Origin of the sequence: Coprococcus phoceensis (genome assembly GCF_900104635.1) — a bacterium.
GTDB lineage: Bacteria > Bacillota > Clostridia > Lachnospirales > Lachnospiraceae > Faecalimonas > Faecalimonas phoceensis.
This window is the reverse complement of the sequence record NZ_FNWC01000005.1, coordinates 63252-81023: the sequence shown is the minus strand read 5'-3', so window position 1 is coordinate 81023 and position 17772 is coordinate 63252. Positions and strand designations below refer to the sequence as shown.

The 17772-nt window shown below is 38.4% G+C and carries 19 protein-coding genes and 1 pseudogene; 18 read left to right on the top strand and 2 right to left on the bottom strand.

Features of this window, described 5'->3' with window-relative positions:
- Nucleotides 1-63: 63 nt before the first annotated feature.
- The 8 genes from BQ5364_RS17200 to BQ5364_RS00470 all read left to right on the top strand — a co-directional run bounded on the left by BQ5364_RS17200 (nt 64) and on the right by BQ5364_RS00470 (nt 8343).
- Nucleotides 64-360 (top strand): hypothetical protein, encoded by a 297-nt coding sequence (locus BQ5364_RS17200; protein ID WP_004615069.1) that lies wholly within the window; start codon nt 64-66, stop codon nt 358-360.
- Entirely contained in the window at nt 279-782 is a 504-nt protein-coding gene (locus tag BQ5364_RS00500; RefSeq protein WP_004615067.1) for an antirestriction protein ArdA, read from the top strand. Before BQ5364_RS17200 ends, BQ5364_RS00500 begins: the two co-directional genes overlap by 82 nt.
- Nucleotides 783-799: 17 nt before the next feature.
- Complete coding sequence (locus BQ5364_RS00495) at nt 800-1303, top strand: antirestriction protein ArdA (protein ID WP_058692486.1); 504 nt, start codon at nt 800-802, stop codon at nt 1301-1303.
- A gap of 107 nt (nt 1304-1410) precedes the next feature.
- Entirely contained in the window at nt 1411-1809 is a 399-nt protein-coding gene (locus tag BQ5364_RS00490; protein WP_054344574.1) for a conjugal transfer protein, read from the top strand.
- A complete protein-coding gene (gene tcpF / locus BQ5364_RS00485; RefSeq protein WP_071143430.1) occupies nt 1787-4237 on the top strand; it encodes a conjugal transfer ATPase TcpF in 2451 nt (816 codons plus the stop codon). Before BQ5364_RS00490 ends, tcpF begins: the two co-directional genes overlap by 23 nt.
- The gene (locus BQ5364_RS00480; protein WP_044988337.1) at nt 4237-6420 is read left to right on the top strand and encodes a CD3337/EF1877 family mobilome membrane protein; all 2184 of its coding nucleotides are present in this window, start codon (nt 4237-4239) and stop codon (nt 6418-6420) included. Before tcpF ends, BQ5364_RS00480 begins: the two co-directional genes overlap by 1 nt.
- On the top strand, nt 6417-7424 hold the full coding sequence (locus BQ5364_RS00475; RefSeq protein ID WP_004614931.1) for a bifunctional lytic transglycosylase/C40 family peptidase: 1008 nt from the start codon (nt 6417-6419) through the stop codon (nt 7422-7424). The genes BQ5364_RS00480 and BQ5364_RS00475 overlap by 4 nt, the downstream gene beginning before the upstream one ends.
- Before the next feature lie 16 nt (nt 7425-7440).
- On the top strand, nt 7441-8343 hold the full coding sequence (locus BQ5364_RS00470; RefSeq protein ID WP_004614930.1) for a conjugal transfer protein: 903 nt from the start codon (nt 7441-7443) through the stop codon (nt 8341-8343).
- Between the two features lie 40 nt (nt 8344-8383).
- On the opposite strand, the gene BQ5364_RS00465 is transcribed toward BQ5364_RS00470, so the two are convergent.
- Nucleotides 8384-9235 carry a LysR family transcriptional regulator gene (locus tag BQ5364_RS00465; protein ID WP_044988335.1) on the bottom strand — a complete coding sequence of 284 codons (852 nt, stop codon included), beginning with the start codon at nt 9233-9235 and terminating at the stop codon, nt 8384-8386.
- 122 nt (nt 9236-9357) lie between these two features.
- Here BQ5364_RS00465 and BQ5364_RS00460 point away from each other — a divergent pair, with 122 nt between their 5' ends.
- The 10 genes and pseudogenes from BQ5364_RS00460 to BQ5364_RS18500 all read left to right on the top strand — a co-directional run bounded on the left by BQ5364_RS00460 (nt 9358) and on the right by BQ5364_RS18500 (nt 17234).
- A complete protein-coding gene (locus tag BQ5364_RS00460; protein ID WP_004614928.1) occupies nt 9358-9882 on the top strand; it encodes a DUF4865 family protein in 525 nt (174 codons plus the stop codon).
- 143 nt (nt 9883-10025) lie between these two features.
- Nucleotides 10026-10526: pseudogene (locus BQ5364_RS00455) on the top strand (conjugal transfer protein); the annotation flags it as partial.
- Nucleotides 10527-10614: 88 nt separating this feature from the next.
- A complete protein-coding gene (locus BQ5364_RS00450; protein ID WP_004614926.1) occupies nt 10615-10806 on the top strand; it encodes a PspC domain-containing protein in 192 nt (63 codons plus the stop codon).
- Nucleotides 10807-11052: 246 nt separating this feature from the next.
- The gene (locus BQ5364_RS00445) at nt 11053-11289 is read left to right on the top strand and encodes a winged helix-turn-helix domain-containing protein (RefSeq protein ID WP_025478644.1); all 237 of its coding nucleotides are present in this window, start codon (nt 11053-11055) and stop codon (nt 11287-11289) included.
- A 119-nt stretch (nt 11290-11408) separates the two neighbouring features.
- Complete coding sequence (locus tag BQ5364_RS00440) at nt 11409-12080, top strand: response regulator transcription factor (RefSeq protein ID WP_004614923.1); 672 nt, start codon at nt 11409-11411, stop codon at nt 12078-12080.
- The gene (locus tag BQ5364_RS00435; protein WP_004614922.1) at nt 12070-13443 is read left to right on the top strand and encodes a sensor histidine kinase; all 1374 of its coding nucleotides are present in this window, start codon (nt 12070-12072) and stop codon (nt 13441-13443) included. The genes BQ5364_RS00440 and BQ5364_RS00435 overlap by 11 nt, the downstream gene beginning before the upstream one ends.
- A 73-nt stretch (nt 13444-13516) precedes the next feature.
- On the top strand, nt 13517-14839 hold the full coding sequence (locus BQ5364_RS00430; protein ID WP_004614921.1) for an ABC transporter permease: 1323 nt from the start codon (nt 13517-13519) through the stop codon (nt 14837-14839).
- 12 nt (nt 14840-14851) lie between these two features.
- Nucleotides 14852-16162 carry an ABC transporter permease gene (locus BQ5364_RS00425; RefSeq protein ID WP_004614920.1) on the top strand — a complete coding sequence of 437 codons (1311 nt, stop codon included), beginning with the start codon at nt 14852-14854 and terminating at the stop codon, nt 16160-16162.
- Nucleotides 16163-16175: 13 nt separating this feature from the next.
- Nucleotides 16176-16808 (top strand): ATP-binding cassette domain-containing protein, encoded by a 633-nt coding sequence (locus BQ5364_RS00420; RefSeq protein WP_002347235.1) that lies wholly within the window; start codon nt 16176-16178, stop codon nt 16806-16808.
- 189 nt (nt 16809-16997) lie between these two features.
- Complete coding sequence (locus BQ5364_RS18500; RefSeq protein WP_025478642.1) at nt 16998-17234, top strand: winged helix-turn-helix domain-containing protein; 237 nt, start codon at nt 16998-17000, stop codon at nt 17232-17234.
- 37 nt (nt 17235-17271) lie between these two features.
- Here the strand turns inward: BQ5364_RS18500 and BQ5364_RS00410 are convergent, their stop codons facing one another.
- The gene (locus BQ5364_RS00410) at nt 17272-17640 is read right to left on the bottom strand and encodes a helix-turn-helix domain-containing protein (RefSeq protein WP_002347234.1); all 369 of its coding nucleotides are present in this window, start codon (nt 17638-17640) and stop codon (nt 17272-17274) included.
- Nucleotides 17641-17772 lie beyond the last annotated feature (132 nt).

The window sequence follows — 17772 nt, the reverse complement described above, 5'->3', positions numbered from 1 at the left end:
AAAGCAGTTAGTCTTAGGATTGACTGCTTTTTTCTTACCTAAATTTCAGATTGGAGTGATGAAATGAACGATATTTTTAAGGATATGCAGGCAAAAATCGGCTGTGAATATCTTTCCGACCTGCCCTCTTACAAGCGGAAAGTGTGGCATGAAATGAAACTGCTGAACCCTGCCGACTATGATGAAAAGCAGTTGGAAGATTTTTCAAAGTATGTGTTTGGTATGTCGTACCAGACCTTAAAAGATGTGATGAAACAACAGAAAGGACGTGAAGAACAATGCAGGAAACAAGGGTGCTGGTGGAAACGGGAAGAACAACTGGCGAAGAAACAACGTCGTACTGGTTTGACCTGCCGATAGATGTTGCCGAGTTTGAAGAAAAGCTAGGTGTCGGTGCAGAAAGTCAAGATTACCGCATTATCGAAAAGGTGTTGCCTTATGCTGATGAAGTCCACGAACAAACAAGCGTGTATCAGATTAATGAATTAGATTTTATGTACCGCCAGCTATCAGCCGATATGCAAGAAGAATATGTAGCACTTCTTACCGTGTTTGAGAACTTAGAAGCACTTTATATTTGCAGGAACGTGATTACGGTTTATCACGATTGTAAAAGCATGATTGATGTTGCAAAGCAAAAGCTGATGAATGACCCCACATTCAAGCATTTGTCCGAGGACTGTCAAGAATACTATTTCGACTTTGAAGCCTACGCTTCTCACTTGCTGGAAAACAGATGCTATCTTGTAACGGAACACAGTGTCTTTGAACTTCCAGAGTAGGAAAAGAGGTGGTGCTTATGATTGATGATATGGCGGTTTATATTGCGAACCTTGGCAAATACAACGAGGGCTATTTAGTGGGTGCTTGGTTCACTTTCCCCATTGACGAGGAAGATGTAACAGAAAAAATCGGCTTGAATGAACAGTATGAGGAATACGCTATCCATGATACCGACAACTTCCCTATCGACATAGGGGAATATGTTTCCATTGAAGAACTCAATGAGATGTATGAAATGATAGAGGAACTTCCCGACTATATCGTAGAGTGTCTGAACGAATTTATCAGCCACTACGGAACGCTGGAAGAAGTCGTGGAACATAAGGACGATATTTATTATTATCCCGATTGTGAAACCATGACAGACGTTGCCTACTACTACATAGACGAATTACAGGCACTTGGGGATATTCCACCCAGCTTGCAGAACTACATTGACTATGAAGCCTACGGGCGAGATTTGGATATGGGCGGTTGCTTCATTGAAACAAGCCGAGGTATGTGCGAAATACCATATTAACGCTGGAAGATCAGTGACAAGCATTGTTGCTACTGACAGCGTTTCTCTTTTAAGGGACAGTCGGAAACATGGCTGTCCTTTTCTATTTTGAAAGGAGCTGAAAGAACTTGAAAAAGATTAAATCTTATACGGGTATCTGGAACGTGGAAAAAGTCTTATATGCAATCAATGACTTTAACTTACCCTTTCCCGTTACCTTTACACAGATTACATGGTTTGTGATTACGGAATTTCTCATCATTCTGTTTGGGGATATTCCCCCACTTTCCATGATTGAGGGAGCATTTCTCAAATACTTCGGTATTCCCGTTGCTCTCACTTGGTTTATGTCGCAGAAAACCTTTGACGGAAAGAAGCCGTACAGCTTTTTGAAATCACAGATAACCTATGCCCTGCGACCTAAAATCACTTATGGAGGAAAAGCCGTAAAACTGCATAAGCAGATATTGAACGAAACAATCACGGCAGTAAGGAGTGTGAACTATGTTCCCGATAAAATATATTGACAACAACCTTGTCTGGAACAAGGACAATGAGGTGTTCGCCTACTATGAGCTGATACCATACAATTATTCTTTCCTATCCGCAGAGCAGAAATTTATCGTGCATGACAGTTTTCGACAGCTTATCGCCCAGTCCCGTGAGGGTAAAATTCATGCGTTGCAGATTGCCACAGAAAGCTCAATCCGCAGTATGCAGGAACAGTCAAAGAAGCTGGTAACCGGAAAATTAAAGGAAGTTGCCTATCAGAAGATAGACGAACAGACCGAAGCGTTAGTATCTATGATTGGGGACAATCAAGTGGACTACCGCTTTTTTCTTGGCTTTAAGCTCATGGTTACGGAAGAACAGCTCAATCTGAAGAACATCAAAAAATCGGCGTGGCTGACGTTTACGGAATTTCTCCATGAAGTGAACCACACGCTGATGAATGATTTTGTTTCCATGCCGAATGATGAAATCAACCGTTACATGAAAATGGAAAAACTTCTGGAAAATAAAATCTCCCGTCGCTTTAAGGTGCGTCGCTTGGAAATCAATGATTTTGGGTATCTTATGGAACATCTTTACGGCAGGGACGGTATTGCCTATGAAGATTATGAGTATCAGCTACCAAAGAAGAAATTGAACAAAGAAACTCTGATAAAATACTACGACCTTATCCGTCCGACAAGGTGTGTGATTGAGGAAAGCCAGCGGTATTTACGATTGGAACATGGGGACAAGGAAAGCTATGTGTCTTATTTTACCGTCAATGCGATTGTAGGCGAGCTTGATTTTCCGTCAAGTGAAATCTTTTATTTCCAGCAACAGCAATTCACATTCCCCGTTGATACTTCTATGAATGTAGAAATCGTGGAGAACAGGAAGGCTCTTACCACAGTAAGAAATAAGAAAAAGGAATTGAAAGACCTTGACAATCACGCTTATCAAGCAGGAAGTGAAACCAGCTCAAATGTGGTGGACGCATTAGACAGCGTGGACGAACTGGAAACAGACTTAGACCAGGGCAAAGAAAGTATGTATAAGTTAAGCTACGTGATACGGGTGTCTGCACCCGATCTTGACGAGCTGAAACGCCGTTGTGATGAAGTCAAGGACTTTTACGACGACCTCAATGTAAAGCTGGTGCGTCCTGCTGGGGATATGCTGGGGCTTCATTCTGAATTTCTTCCTGCCAGCAAGCGATATATCAATGATTATGTGCAGTATGTAAAATCAGACTTCTTGGCAGGACTTGGCTTTGGTGCTACCCAGCAGTTAGGGGAAACTACGGGTATCTATATGGGATATTCCGTTGATACGGGAAGAAATGTGTACCTGCAACCGTCCCTTGCCAGTCAAGGTGTAAAAGGTACAGTTACCAACGCCCTTGCTTCTGCTTTTGTCGGTTCGCTTGGCGGTGGGAAGTCGTTCTGCAACAATCTTCTGGTGTACTACTCTGTTCTCTTTGGGGGACAAGCGGTTATCTTAGACCCTAAAAGTGAGCGTGGCAACTGGAAAGAAACACTTCCAGAAATCGCCCATGAAATCAATATCGTAAACCTTACCAGCGACAAGGACAATGCAGGACTTCTTGACCCATTTGTGATTATGAAGAATGTAAAAGACGCTGAAAGTCTGGCTATCGACATCTTGACATTTTTAACGGGTATTTCCTCTAGGGACGGCGAAAAATTCCCCGTGTTACGAAAAGCGGTGCGTTCCGTTACCCAGAGCGACAGTCGGGGTTTGCTCCATGTGATAGACGAGCTACGCCGTGAAGATACACCCATATCAAGAAATATTGCAGACCATATTGACAGCTTCACGGACTATGATTTTGCACACCTGCTGTTTTCGGACGGTACGGTAGAAAATGCTATCAGTCTGGATAACCAGCTCAATATCATTCAAGTAGCCGACCTTGTCTTGCCAGATAAGGACACGACCTTTGAGGAATACACGACCATTGAATTATTGTCGGTGTCTATGCTGATTGTGATTAGTACCTTTGCCCTTGATTTTATCCATTCGGACAGAAGCATTTTCAAGATTGTCGATTTGGACGAAGCGTGGGCGTTCTTAAACGTGGCACAAGGCGAAACTTTATCAAATAAGCTGGTTCGTGCTGGACGAGCTATGCAGGCAGGCGTTTATTTCGTTACACAATCTTCTGGCGACGTATCAAAGGAAAGTCTGAAAAACAATATCGGCTTGAAATTTGCCTTTCGTTCTACGGACATTAACGAGATAAAGCAGACCTTAGAGTTTTTCGGTATCGACAAGGACGACGAGAACAACCAGAAACGCTTGCGTAATTTAGAGAACGGACAATGCTTATTGCAGGACTTATACGGGCGTGTCGGTGTGGTACAGATACACCCAGTCTTTGAAGAACTGTTACACGCTTTTGATACCAGACCGCCCGTACAGAGAAATGAGGTGGAGTGATGAAAGAAAGGATAAAAGGTGCGTTCACAAAAAAGAAGATTTTCCACTTTCTCAAAATGGCTCTGTTCGTGGTGGCACTCTCCCTTATCCTGCTTTCACTTTTGGGGACGGTGGCTCATGCGACGGGGCTTGTGGACGATACCATAAACGCAGAAAATCTATATTCAAAATATCCCCTTTCCAACTACCAGCTTGATTTTTATGTGGATAATAGCTGGTCGTGGCTTCCGTGGAACTGGCTGGACGGTATCGGAAAATCGGTGCAGTACGGACTTTACTGCATTACTAATTTTGTCTGGACTATCAGTTTATATTTAAGCAATGCTACGGGCTATGTGGTGCAGGAAGCCTATAAGCTGGACTTCATCAATGATATGGCAGACAGTATCGGAAAAAGCATACAGACCCTTGCAGGCGTTACCGAGAATGGCTTTTCTTCTACGGGCTTCTATGTTGGTTTCCTGCTTCTCATTATCTTAGTGGTGGGAATGTATGTTGCCTATACGGGACTGATAAAACGGGAAACCAGCAAGGCACTTCACGCCGTTATCAACTTTGTAGTGGTGTTCATTCTGTCCGCTTCGTTTATTGCCTATGCTCCCGACTACATCAAGAAGATAAATGAATTTTCCAGTGACATCAGTACCGCTTCTTTGGACTTGGGAACAAAAATCATGCTCCCCAACTCTGACAGCGAGGGCAAGGACAGCGTGGACTTGATACGGGACAGTTTATTTTCTATTCAAGTAGAACAGCCGTGGCTACTCTTACAATTCGGCAACAGCAACGCAGAAGAAATCGGGACAGACCGTGTGGAAGCTCTTGTATCGGCTAGTCCAGAGGACGAGGACGGAAAGACCAGAGAAGAAGTCGTGAAAACAGAAATAGAGGACAACGACAACAACAATCTGACAATACCGCAGGTGGTAAACCGTTTGGGTATGGTGTTCTTCCTACTGTTTTTTAACTTAGGTATCACAATATTTGTATTCTTGCTTACGGGCATGATGTTGTTCAGCCAGATACTTTTTATTATCTTTGCAATGTTTCTGCCTATCAGCTTTCTACTTTCTATGATACCGAGCTATGAAAGCATGGCAAAGCAGGCAATCGTGAGGGTATTTAATACCATAATGACACGGGCAGGCATAACGCTCATTGTAACGGTGGCGTTCAGCATTTCCAGTATGTTTTATAACATATCCACGGACTATCCGTTCTTCATGGTGGCGTTCTTGCAGATAGTATGTTTCGCTGGTATCTACATGAAGCTGGGCGACTTAATGAGTATGTTCTCACTTAATGCTGGCGACAGTCAAAGCATGGGACGACGCATATTCCGCAGACCGTATCTGTTTATGCGACATCGGGCTAGGCGTATGGAGCGACGCATGGCAAGGGCTGTTAGTCATGGAAGTATGGTTGGAGCTGGAACGGGGGCTATGGCAGGTTCTCTTTTATCTTCTAATACAGAAAATAAGCGAAACCGTACCAACACACAGCCACAGCGTAACAATACTTCTATGGGAAGTAAGGCAGGCTCAAAGGTGGGTGCTGTCTTAGATACGAAAAATAAAGTGAAAGATAAGGCAAACGCTGTCAAAGAGAATATCAAGGATATGCCGACACAGACTGCTTATGCGGTGTATTCCGCAAAGGAAAAGGCAAAGTCCAGCGTGTCCGACTTCAAGCGTGGCATGGTGCAGGAACAGCAGTCCAGACAGACGGGACGATTGGAAAAGCAGGAACAGCGTAAGAAAAATATCGCTGACAAACGTATGGAGCTTCAAAAGGCACAAGAAGCAAGGCAGGCACGAAAGACGGACGGATCAGCGACAACGGGAGCTACCCGTCCCCATGAGCGACCAGCCACAACTTCAATCATTCCAAAACCGAGTGCGGAAAAAACGAAGGAAGTCAAACGACCTGCCACAGCGACCACTTCAAAAGCAAGTGAGCCAGTCAAGACAACTGTTATCAAAGAGCGTCCGCTATCTTCTGGTGCTTCTGATAGAAAAGCGACCCAGTCGGCACAGCCAGTACATAGGCAGAATGTAGAAAAAGTAGTATCGCAGGAAACACGCCAGAATTACACCAAAGACCGCAGGACAAAGGTTCAGCAAACGCAGACCACAGAGAAGAACCGTAACCTTGTAACGAAGAAAGGACAGAAGAAAAAATGAAACTGAAACATATCGCTATCATTGGCAGTCTGTTTCCTATCCTCTTTTCCGTAGTTCTTTTCTTTGGTGTCTTGATTAGTGCGGACAGCGACGACGAGAACAGCAACTTTTCTTCTGGCATTACGGGTATGAACCTATCCGCAGAAGTTTTGAAACATCAGCCTATGGTGGAAAAATACGCCAGAGAAAACGGTATCTCCGAGTATGTCAATGTACTGCTTGCTATCATTCAAGTAGAAAGTGGCGGTACGGCAGAAGATGTTATGCAGAGTTCGGAAAGTCTTGGTTTACCACCTAACTCTTTAGATACAGAAAGTTCAATCAAGCAGGGGTGTAAGTATTTTGCGTCCCTGCTTTCTTCCTGCAAAAATCAAGGTATCGACGATTTGAATGTAGCGATACAGTCCTATAACTATGGCGGTGGCTATGTGGGATATGTGGCAGGAAAAGGAAAGAAACACACTTTTAATCTTGCAGAGAGCTTCGCTCGTGAGAAATCGGGTGGAAAGAAAATAACCTACACCAACCCGATAGCCGTTGCGAAGAACGGGGGCTGGCGGTATGGCTATGGAAATATGTTCTATGTCGAATTAGTCAATCAGTATTTGACTGTTCCGCAGGTATCGGGAGAACTGGCACAAAAGGTAATGAATGAAGCGTTGAAATATCAAGGCTGGAAGTATGTATATGGCGGTAGCAATCCAAACACTTCCTTTGACTGTTCGGGACTTACGCAATGGTGCTATGGAAAAGCTGGTATCTCCTTACCGAGAACGGCACAAGCACAGTATGACGCAACCCAACATCTTCCACTCTCGCAGGCAAAAGCAGGCGATTTGGTGTTTTTCCATTCCACCTATAACGCTGGTACTTATGTAACGCACGTTGCAATTTATGTAGGGAATAACCAGATGTACCATGCAGGCGACCCGATAGGATATACAGACCTAAGTAGTAGTTACTGGCAACAGCACTTAATCGGTGTAGGACGAGTAAAACAATAGAAAGGACTTGAAAAATATGTTTAAGAAGAATAAGAAACAGACAGAAACTATCAAAGAAAAAAAGGTGCGTACTGTCAAGGTAGGCACACATCAGAAAACCGTGATTGCGTTGTGGGTGGTGCTTATCGCAAGCGTGAGCTTTGGAGTATATAAGAACTTTACCGCTATCGACCAGCACACGACCCATGAAAAAGAAATCATTGAACTTCGTTTGCAGGACACCAGCGGGATTGAAAATTTCGTGAAGAACTTTGCAAAGTCCTACTACACATGGAATAACAGCAAAGAAGCGATTGAAGCAAGGACGCAGGCAATCAGCGGTTATCTGACAGAGGAATTACAGGACTTGAATGTGGATACCATTAGAACCGACATACCGACTAGTTCCACGGTAACAGATGTGATTGTATGGAATATCGAACAGTCGGGAACGGACACTTTTTCTGCTACCTACGAAGTAGATCAGCAGATAAAAGAGGGAGAACAGACAACAGCGGTCAAGGCAACCTATACCGTAAAAGTCCATGTAGACGCTGACGGGGATATGGTAATCATTCAGAACCCTACCCTTGCACCAGCAATCAAAAAATCAGACTATGAGCCAAAGACACCAGAAGCAGACGCAAGTGTAGACGCTGATACCGTCAACGACGCTACCGCATTTCTGGAAACATTCTTTAAGCTGTACCCGACAGCCACAGAAAAAGAGCTTGCCTATTATGTATCGGGAAATGTGCTTGAACCTATCGGCAGGGACTACCTTTATTCTGAATTGGTAACCCCTATCTTTACAAAGGACGGGGACAATGTAAAAGTCAAGGTAGCAGTAAAATTCCTTGATAATCAGACAAAGGCAACGCAGGTATCGCAGTTTGAGCTAGTGCTACATAAAGATAATAACTGGAAGATTGTAGGATAACATAGTAAAAGGCAGGTACACCATGCCGTGGTTATCTGCCTTAGTTGTTATCTATTTTAAATTGTTTTTTTAGAATGTCCTTTAAAGTAAAATATTCTGATGTAAGCTTATTCATAGCAATCCACATGTGAATTGATGTATATTGCAAATCTTCAATATAGAAGCTATTGATATTTTGTTTATCTGCTAAAATATATTTTGGTAATAATGATATTCCACCGCCCATAGTAACGGTATTAAGAATTGCTTCTACAGTATCTAATTCAATTATCATTGGTGATTTCGATTGATGTAAGTTCCACCAATCCAAAAGGGCTTCTCTGTAGGGGCAGGACTTGATATTATTTATGATAATTGGATATGCAAAGATATCATTTATGGAATTGCAGGAGCATGGAGTTGCCAGCATTAAATTTTCTTGAAATTCCAAAACCTGCTTACCTTGTGTAATATTGTGGGTACTGTTAGTGATTATACAATCTAATAGTCCATTATATAGGCTATGGTCTAAGTCGTCTTGATTTAGTGTGGAAACTGACAATGACACATTTGGAAACTGTTTTTGATATTCAATGATACATTTGGGCAATAAATAACCAGCTATTGTCTGCGTTGTGCCAATTTTTAAAGTTTTAGGATTGTTCTGAAAAGATTGTAAGGTCTTATCGAGTAAAGAGATTATCTTTTCTGCTTGATACAGTAATTTTTCTCCATCTTTTGTGAGGGTTACGCCTTTGCTATGGCGAATGAATAGTGTCGTGTTTAATTCACCTTCCAGTTTTTTGATATGTGCAGTTATATTAGATTGAACATACCCCATATTTTCCGCAGTTTTCGATATTGATTTTGTATAAGCAACTTCTCTAAATATTCTAAGTTCCAGACTTTCCATAATAGCACCTCCAGTATTATTTAAAATGATATATATCATCATTTACAACTATTATACACATAACGAACTAATATGTATAATTAAATTGAAATTTGAAGCAGGATAGATAGGAGGAAAAAATAATGATTGCTATGCAATATAAGATTTCACTACCAGATAACTACGACATGAATGTGATTAGACAGCGAGTAGCTGATAATGGACATAGAACGGATGGCTTTCAAGATTTAATATTTAAAGCATATCTCATATCTGAAAAAAGAGATTCTTCAAAGAGTTGTAATGAGTATTCTCCACTATATATATGGCAGAATAATGATGGCATGAACAAATTCATTTTTGATGGTTACTATGATAATATTTTAAGTTCATTCGGTTGGCAAAAAATAAATATAGGTATTCCAATAACATGTTGTTTAGGAAAAGACTTTAATCTGTCAAAGTTTGCTCTTGAAATTGAACATGAAATTACACCAATGAAACAAATGAAAGCTATAAATTTTTCATTGGAGAAAGATGACTGTACAAGTAAAGTGTTAATATACAATCCAGATAAATGGAAATATGTGGAATACTATTTCTATAAAGATAGACCTATTAAAAAAACTATTGGAAAAATTTATTCAATTTTGCATTTGTCACAATAAAATATGTTTTGAAATATTGAATACTTAAATATGCAAAAAAACAAATGCAACTGGCTATGGGGCTATATCTACTAAAAAGCTATGTGGTAGGTTGGGATTAAATTTAAACATTACTTCTAAAAGGCATGAATACACAAGGCTGACAAACTATACAGTTACGATTAAACGATACCAACGGGATTGAAAATTTCGTGAAGAACTTTGAGAAGTCCTATTACACATGGAACAACAGCAAAGAAGCTATCAAAGCAAGGACACAGGCAATCAGCGTTTATCTGACAAAAGAATTGCAGGACTTGAATGTGGATACCATTAGAACCGATATACCGACTAGTTCCACAGTTACAGATGTGATTGTATGGAATATCGAACAGTCGGGAACGGACACTTTTTCTGCTACCTACGAAGTAGATCAGCAGATAAAAGAGGGAGAACAGACAACAGCGGTCAAGGCAACCTATACCGTAAAAGTCCATGTAGACTCTGACGGGGATATGGTAATCATTCAGAACCCTACCCTTGCACCAGCAATCCAAAAATCAGACTATGAACCAAAGACAGCAGAAGCAGACGCAAGCGTGGACGCTGATATCACAGCAATATTTGGTATTTCTGGGTATTACGAAACAACTATTCAGAATTATATTTGTAGTTTGGGAATATTGATCTTATGCGGTTGTATCTCAGCTATCTTATTAAAAAATTTAAACCATAGACAAAGGAAAAAGGCTAATGAATAAACTATATAGAATAAGAAAAGGGAAAATCTTTTTTGGGGTTTGTGGTGGTTTAGCAAAGTGTTTTAATGTAGACGCTAAAATAGTAAGATTACTATTTACTGTAACGGTTTTTGTTTTTCCAAAAATCATTATTGCATATATCATTCTTATGATTGTTATACCTAAGGAGGTTAAAATACGTTAAATTTGCAATATATATTAAGAGTGTTTCATTAAAATTTAAATTTCACATTATTTTACAAGGAGCGATTAGCATGGGAAAATTATACTAATTGAAATTTCAGACAATGAAGAAAAAATAGTTCAGCAGGCTATTGAATGGATTGCTGAGCAGTTATCTACTTCTACCATTTCAGAAAATAAATCAAAGGAACTGCAATTCAGCTTATTTAAGAGAACTGTTATAGACAAAAATGGTATTGCTGTTTCCTTGACTTCAAAAGAATTTGATTTATTATACTTCCTTTATTTACATAAAGGACAGGTATTTACCAAAGAACAGCTTTACGAGAATGTATGGGGATTTGAAGATATGCCAAAAGATACTAGTAATCTTCCCTCGTTCATTCGTAAATTGCGAAAAAAGATAGAACCCGACCCAGACAATCCGATATACATTATCACTGTCTGGGGCGTAGGTTATAAATTCAACGAAGAAAAACCGTAACTGTTTTCATTGTGTGATCTGACAGCTACGGTTTTCTATTTATTTAACAAATCTAAATCAAATCTAAATAATTGTATGATAAAATGAACATTGAATAATAACTATTAGGTGGTGCTTATATGATTGATAATATATTGATAATCGAAGATGAAAAAGCCATTCAGTCTGTTCTATATGAATTACTGACAGAAGCTGGATATAGAGTTACTTTAGCAAATGACGGCTTGGAGGGTCTTTCACAATTTGAAAAACAGTATTTCTCACTGATACTGCTGGATATTATGATGCCGAAAATCGACGGGTATGCGGTATGTGAGATAATACGCAAAAATTCAGATATTCCAATTATCATGCTCACAGCTATGGACGAAGAAGAAGCACAGGTTAAAGCATTTGAATTACAGGCTGACGACTATATTACAAAACCATTTTCTTTAAAACTGGTTTTAATGAGAATAGAAGCTGTACTTCGACGCACTAAAGAAAAAGTAGAAAATCACAACATTTTTATTTCTCATGGTATCAAGCTGGATACAAATAGACATACCGTTGAAGTAAATGGGAAAGAAATAAATCTTACACAGTTGGAATTTGATATATTGGAAGTATTTATGAAACATAGAAATCAAGTGTTGACCAGAGATAACCTCATCAATCAAGTATGGGGATATGATTTTACAGGAGATGAAAAGGCTGTCAATATCCACGTCATGAATCTTCGACGCAAGCTGGATATTGACTGTATTCAAACGGTACGAGGGGTGGGATATAAATTTGAAAGTGAAGATTAAAGATAGTCTTAACATAAAAGTTTTTTTATGGATTTTTAGTGCTTTGGTTTTATGCTGTCTGATTATTTATGGAAGCATACTGTTTTTTCTGCCTAGAAGTTACGAAATGATTTTATCTACACATATCGAATCAGAAATCGGAAACCTTTCTGAAACTCTTGTAAATACTAAATTTGAGGACGCAGAAAACGTCATTGAAGATTTTTGTAAAAAGAATCAAATGATTGTTTCTTTTGAAGAAAACGGAAGAATTTATCAATATGGCGATACGAATAAAGTGAAAACAAGCACAGATAAAATATCATCATTATCACAGGAAATGATGTTTGCTGATAGACCTCAATCGTACCTTTTTACGATTGTTTCTCTTACTTCTTCCAATCAAGAATTGATAAGTGCCTTATTGAAATTATTGCCGTTTCTTCTTGCTCTTATTTTTTCAGTTTCTCTTTTGGTTGCGTGGATATGCAGTCGTATTATTGTTAGACCTATTACAGAAATCAGCGAAATTTCCCGACGAATGGCAAATTTGGATATGACATGGGAATGTAGAATCAACCGCACTGATGAAATTGGTGTTTTGGCGAACAGTCTTAACTCCATGTCACACAATTTATCAAATACAATGATGGAATTAGAAACAGCAAACCAACATTTAAAACAGGACATGGAGCATATAGATGAATTGAATAAACAACGTCAGTATTTCTTTGCAACTGCTTCCCATGAATTGAAAACTCCTATCACTATTATCAAAGGGCAAGTGGAAAGTATGATTATGGGGATTGGAAGATACAAAGATACACATGAGGTACTTCCAGAAACATTAAAAGAAATAGAGAACATGGAACAGTTAGTAAAGGAGATACTTTCTATATCCAAACTGGAAATGAATGCAATCAATCATATGGAGTTTATCTCTCTTACAGATATTCTTAAACGTGTATGTGAACATCTTGCTCCACTTGCGACAGAAAAAAATATCCACGTTAATAATAATATTTCAGCAGATATTATACTTATGGGGAATGAACCACTTTTGGAAAAGGCAGTCCACAATATTATCAATAATGCAATAAGACATTCTCCCAACAGAGCTGAAATGAAAATAGACTTATCTCCTCAATCTCTTTGTGTTATAAACAGTGGTGTTAATATTCCAAAGGAAGATTTGGACAAGCTGTTTACGCCTTTCTATCGTGTGGAAAAATCACATAACAGATTGACTGGTGGAAGTGGACTTGGGCTATATCTTGTAAAAATTATTTTGGAACAGCATAATTTATCTTTTAAGATTGAAAATATAAATGACAGCGTTTGTTTTGAAATCACATTAAATTCGCAAAATCTAAATCAAAACTAAATCAAATCTAAATCGAATTTAAACCGTTCTTTCTTATACTGTAAAAGTAAAGAAAGGACGGTGTTTGTTTATTATGAACTTAGAAAAGCGGGCTTTTCTATATCTGACCCGCAAAAAAGGAAAAAATCTATTGCTTGCTATTGTATTTCTATTGATTTCATTCTCTTTACTGGCTGGAAGTTCAGTATATCTAGGAATACAGCAAATTTCTAAAGATTTACGTTCCAATATTGGTGCATCTTTCTCTATTAGACCGTATGAACAATTTGACATGGATAATGGACAGGTTTCCAGCAAAGGAACTCCTACGATTGATGAACAGTCTATTCAGCGTGTTATTTCAGCAGTTGGGAAAGAACTGAAATGTTATAATACGGAACATTCGGGCTATGTAAAAGGAGAAAAACTTACATTCTTGGCAGGAGCAGGACACAATGAAGAAAGCAATATGGGAACTGTAAAAGCGGTTCGAGATTCCAGTTTATGTCAAAATTTTTTAGATGAGGAATACGAACTGAGCGTAGGCGAGCATATCAAACCAGAAGATAAGGATAAAATACTTATTAGTGAAGCTCTTGCAAAGCAGAATCATCTTTCTGTCGGAGATAAGATTACCCTTACCCATGCAAAATTAGGTTCAGATAAAGGTGTTTATACAGACCTAATAAAAGAAAAAAGTGCTTATGAAACGGTGGAGATAAAAGGCATTTATCAAATAAAAAACAATTCCGATAATGCCTTAAATCCAACAGCAAAAAAGGTAGAAAATCTTCTTTTCTCAGATAGTCAACTGCTTATAAATCTGAAAGAGCAGACACAAGGTATCTATGAGGGAGAAATTTCTTTTTTCATTGCTGACCCACTACGCCTTGATAAAATGGTAACAGAAATTAAAGATATTGCTTCGATTGACTGGAAAAATCATATCATCAATACGAACGACTTCAAGTATTCCAAAATTGCAGAACAGCTACAAAGTATGCAAAAAGTCGTTATAGCATTGACTATAATTACTTCGATATTAGGACTTGTGGTACTCATGCTGATACTGACATTGAGGATTCGTGGAAGAATACAGGAAGCTGGTATTCTTCTTGCGATAGGAAAAACAAAACAGCAGATTATCGGGCAATTTCTATTGGAAGCAATGATTTTACTGTCGCTTGGATTTTTGCTTTCAACTATTATCTTTCTTCCACTTGCGGATACATTTAATTCATTCCTATTTGATTCGATAACACAGGCAACTGTTCATAAGAATTACTTGCAACCAGATTTTCTGCACTTTGCTATATTGTTTGTTTTAGAAAGTCTAGGCACTTTTGTGACGGTTCTTGTATGCAGTGGAGCCATCTTGTCATTGAAGCCAAAAGAGATTTTAACAAAAATGAGCTAGGAGGATATTACAATGAATTTTTTCAAACGAGCTATAAAATATAGTGCCAGACAGAAGTTACGAAGTCTATTGCTATTTTTGACATTTACTCTGCTATCTACAACTATTTTAATTGCACTTTCCAGCGAAAAAGCAGTCCAGCAAGGAACAAAGCAGATAAAGGAAACAGTAGGTGCTTCCGTTCGTATGGAAATTGATATGAATAATCAAAATAATTTTGGTCCAGCCGAGGATTTGGGAAATGGTGCTTCTGGCTATACCTATAATGGTGATAGAATTACAGAAAAAATAATTAACTCTATTGCAGAACTTCCAAATGTCGTAAGTTATAATGCTAAAATAGAAGATGCGTATTGGGGACTTCCTGAAAATTTTGAACCAATCCCAGGCATGGTCAATGCACCAGGGTTGTCAATTCCTTATACTGCAATATTGGATTCTTCATTAGATGTAAAATTTCTAAATGGTTCATACAAACTAGAAGAAGGACGGCATATTAACCCCAATGATTCCTGTACTGCTTTAATTTCTAAAGAACTGGCAGATAGAAATAATCTATCTGTAGGAGATAAAATTACTTTTCAAGAGTTTGAAACGGGAAAAACTGAATGTACCTTTACCATTGTAGGAATTTATAGCGGTACAGAGGGAACAACAAAGCAGGCTATCACACCAGATGGTATTCCTGCGAACTGTGGCTATATTGATATGGAAGGACTTAAAAAGTTTTATAGCAGAGGAAATGAAAAATTAGAAGGATATGACAATCTTGATATTTATACACATTCTCCAGAGGAAGCCAAAGAACTTATGGAAACCATCAAGGATCTTCCAGAAGTGAAAGGAAAAACCTTTACTTTTGATGTTAATACAGAGGATTTTGATATGGTATCTACTCCACTTTCCTCTTTTGGAAGTATGGTTGATACAGCGGTATTGACAATAACAGTCATCGGTATGCTTATTATTGTATTGTTCCTTGTTTTATGGACAAGAAGTCGTAATAAGGAAATTGCTATTTTACTTGCAGTTGGTCGAAGTAAAGTGGAGATTATCGCACAGTTCCTAGTAGAAAATATATTGATTGGAATATTATCCATCTTTGCGTCAACGGCATTATCTTTTGGACTTGCCAATCAGATTGGTTCATTCATTATCAGTAAAGCGGGAGAAAATATCTCTAATCTGAATATTCAGATTGCTACATCAGATATGATTAAAGTATTTGGAATTGGTTTCATATTGATATGTCTTGCGGTCATAATTGCTTCTTATACAATCATTCGTTTACGACCAAAAGATATTTTAACAAAAATGGAATAGGAGGAATTTTATTATGAGCATACTATCATTTATAGACTTATCTTATAGTTACAATCAAAAGAAAACGGTGTTTAAGGGTCTGAACGCGGAATTAGAACTTGGAAAGATTTATGCAATCCTTGGTTCATCTGGCTGTGGAAAAACAACACTTCTCTCATTGCTTGGCGGATTGGACAGTCCAACAAAAGGAAAAATATTTTTTAATGGAGAAGATATTACTGAAAAAGGACTTGCTTATCACAGACGTAATCATGTATCTTTTATCTTTCAGTCTTATAATTTAATTGATTATCTGACACCGAAAGAAAATGTAGAATTGACAAGTAAGTTGCCCCCAATTCCAATTTTAGAAAAAATGGGGCTGACAAAAGAAGAAGCAAAAAGAAATGTGCTACAACTTTCTGGCGGACAGCAACAGCGTGTAGCGATTGCTCGTGCATTGGCAACAGAAGCACCTGTCATTCTTGCTGATGAGCCGACAGGAAATCTTGACGAAGATACAGCAATGGCAATTATGGATATATTGGAAGAAAACGTACATCAGATGAACAAATGTGCTGTAATTGTTACTCATTCAAATGAGATTGCAAAAAGAGCTGATGTCATATTTCGTCTAAAACGTGGAGAGTTAAAAATTGACAAGTAAAGGAGCGATTAGCATGGGAAAATTATACTAATTGAAATTTCAGACAATGAAGAAAAAATAGTTCAGCAGGCTATTGAATGGATTGCTGAGCAGTTATCTACTTCTGCCATTTCAGAAAATAAATCAAAGGAACTGCAATTCAGCTTATTTAAGAGAACTGTTATAGACAAAAATGGTATTGCTGTTTCCTTGACTTCAAAAGAATTTGATTTATTATACTTCCTTTATTTACATAAAGGACAGGTATTTACCAAAGAACAGCTTTACGAGAATGTATGGGGATTTGAAGATATGCCAAAAGATACTAGTAATCTTCCCTCGTTCATTCGTAAATTGCGAAAAAAGATAGAACCCGACCCAGACAATCCGATATACATTATCACTGTCTGGGGTGTGGGCTATAAATTCAGTGAAGAAAAACCGTAACTGTTTTCACACTTGTGTGATCTGACAGGTACGGTTTTTATCTGTTATCTTCTATCTTATCTTCAAATAATTTAACTGTCCGTAAAGACTGCTTTGTTGCTTTCAATACATCAACCAGTACACGGATTTCATACTCATTGCAATCCTCAAACAATTCTTTTGCTTCTTTTTCAAATACGGCTTTTGAAATCAAGACCGTATCGCATAATAAATCATTTACAGAAACAGTTAATGTGTTTGCAATCGCTACTAGGGTTGTTAGACTGACCGAAGCATTTCCAGTTTCAATATTGCTGACGTGTTGCGGAGTGATACCGATTTTGTCAGCAATGGCTTCTTGGGTAAGATTTTTCTTGATACGAGCGATTTTTATTCTTTTCCCGATTGCCTTATAATCAAGCTCCATAGCTGGCACACTCCTTTCATAAAACTATTCTTATACATTGTAACCTTTGTAGAAATGCTTTATAATAGACTAATAAAGGCAACTATTGTATAAGTTATAGTTTTATTCATTTTATTTATGTTGTATGATAGT

Bases quoted from the DNA above. Each gene is read 5' to 3' on its own strand.
- BQ5364_RS17200 (WP_004615069.1), top strand. From the start codon at position 64: ATGAACGATATTTTTAAGGATATGCAGGCAAAAATCGGCTGTGAATAT.
- BQ5364_RS00500 (WP_004615067.1), top strand. From the start codon at position 279: ATGCAGGAAACAAGGGTGCTGGTGGAAACGGGAAGAACAACTGGCGAA.
- BQ5364_RS00495 (WP_058692486.1), top strand. From the start codon at position 800: ATGATTGATGATATGGCGGTTTATATTGCGAACCTTGGCAAATACAAC.
- tcpF (WP_071143430.1), top strand. From the start codon at position 1,787: ATGTTCCCGATAAAATATATTGACAACAACCTTGTCTGGAACAAGGAC.
- BQ5364_RS00480 (WP_044988337.1), top strand. From the start codon at position 4,237: ATGAAAGAAAGGATAAAAGGTGCGTTCACAAAAAAGAAGATTTTCCAC.
- BQ5364_RS00475 (WP_004614931.1), top strand. From the start codon at position 6,417: ATGAAACTGAAACATATCGCTATCATTGGCAGTCTGTTTCCTATCCTC.
- BQ5364_RS00470 (WP_004614930.1), top strand. From the start codon at position 7,441: ATGTTTAAGAAGAATAAGAAACAGACAGAAACTATCAAAGAAAAAAAG.
- BQ5364_RS00465 (WP_044988335.1), bottom strand. From the start codon at position 9,235: ATGGAAAGTCTGGAACTTAGAATATTTAGAGAAGTTGCTTATACAAAA.
- BQ5364_RS00460 (WP_004614928.1), top strand. From the start codon at position 9,358: ATGATTGCTATGCAATATAAGATTTCACTACCAGATAACTACGACATG.
- BQ5364_RS00450 (WP_004614926.1), top strand. From the start codon at position 10,615: ATGAATAAACTATATAGAATAAGAAAAGGGAAAATCTTTTTTGGGGTT.
- BQ5364_RS00440 (WP_004614923.1), top strand. From the start codon at position 11,409: ATGATTGATAATATATTGATAATCGAAGATGAAAAAGCCATTCAGTCT.
- BQ5364_RS00430 (WP_004614921.1), top strand. From the start codon at position 13,517: ATGAACTTAGAAAAGCGGGCTTTTCTATATCTGACCCGCAAAAAAGGA.
- BQ5364_RS00425 (WP_004614920.1), top strand. From the start codon at position 14,852: ATGAATTTTTTCAAACGAGCTATAAAATATAGTGCCAGACAGAAGTTA.
- BQ5364_RS00420 (WP_002347235.1), top strand. From the start codon at position 16,176: ATGAGCATACTATCATTTATAGACTTATCTTATAGTTACAATCAAAAG.
- BQ5364_RS00410 (WP_002347234.1), bottom strand. From the start codon at position 17,640: ATGGAGCTTGATTATAAGGCAATCGGGAAAAGAATAAAAATCGCTCGT.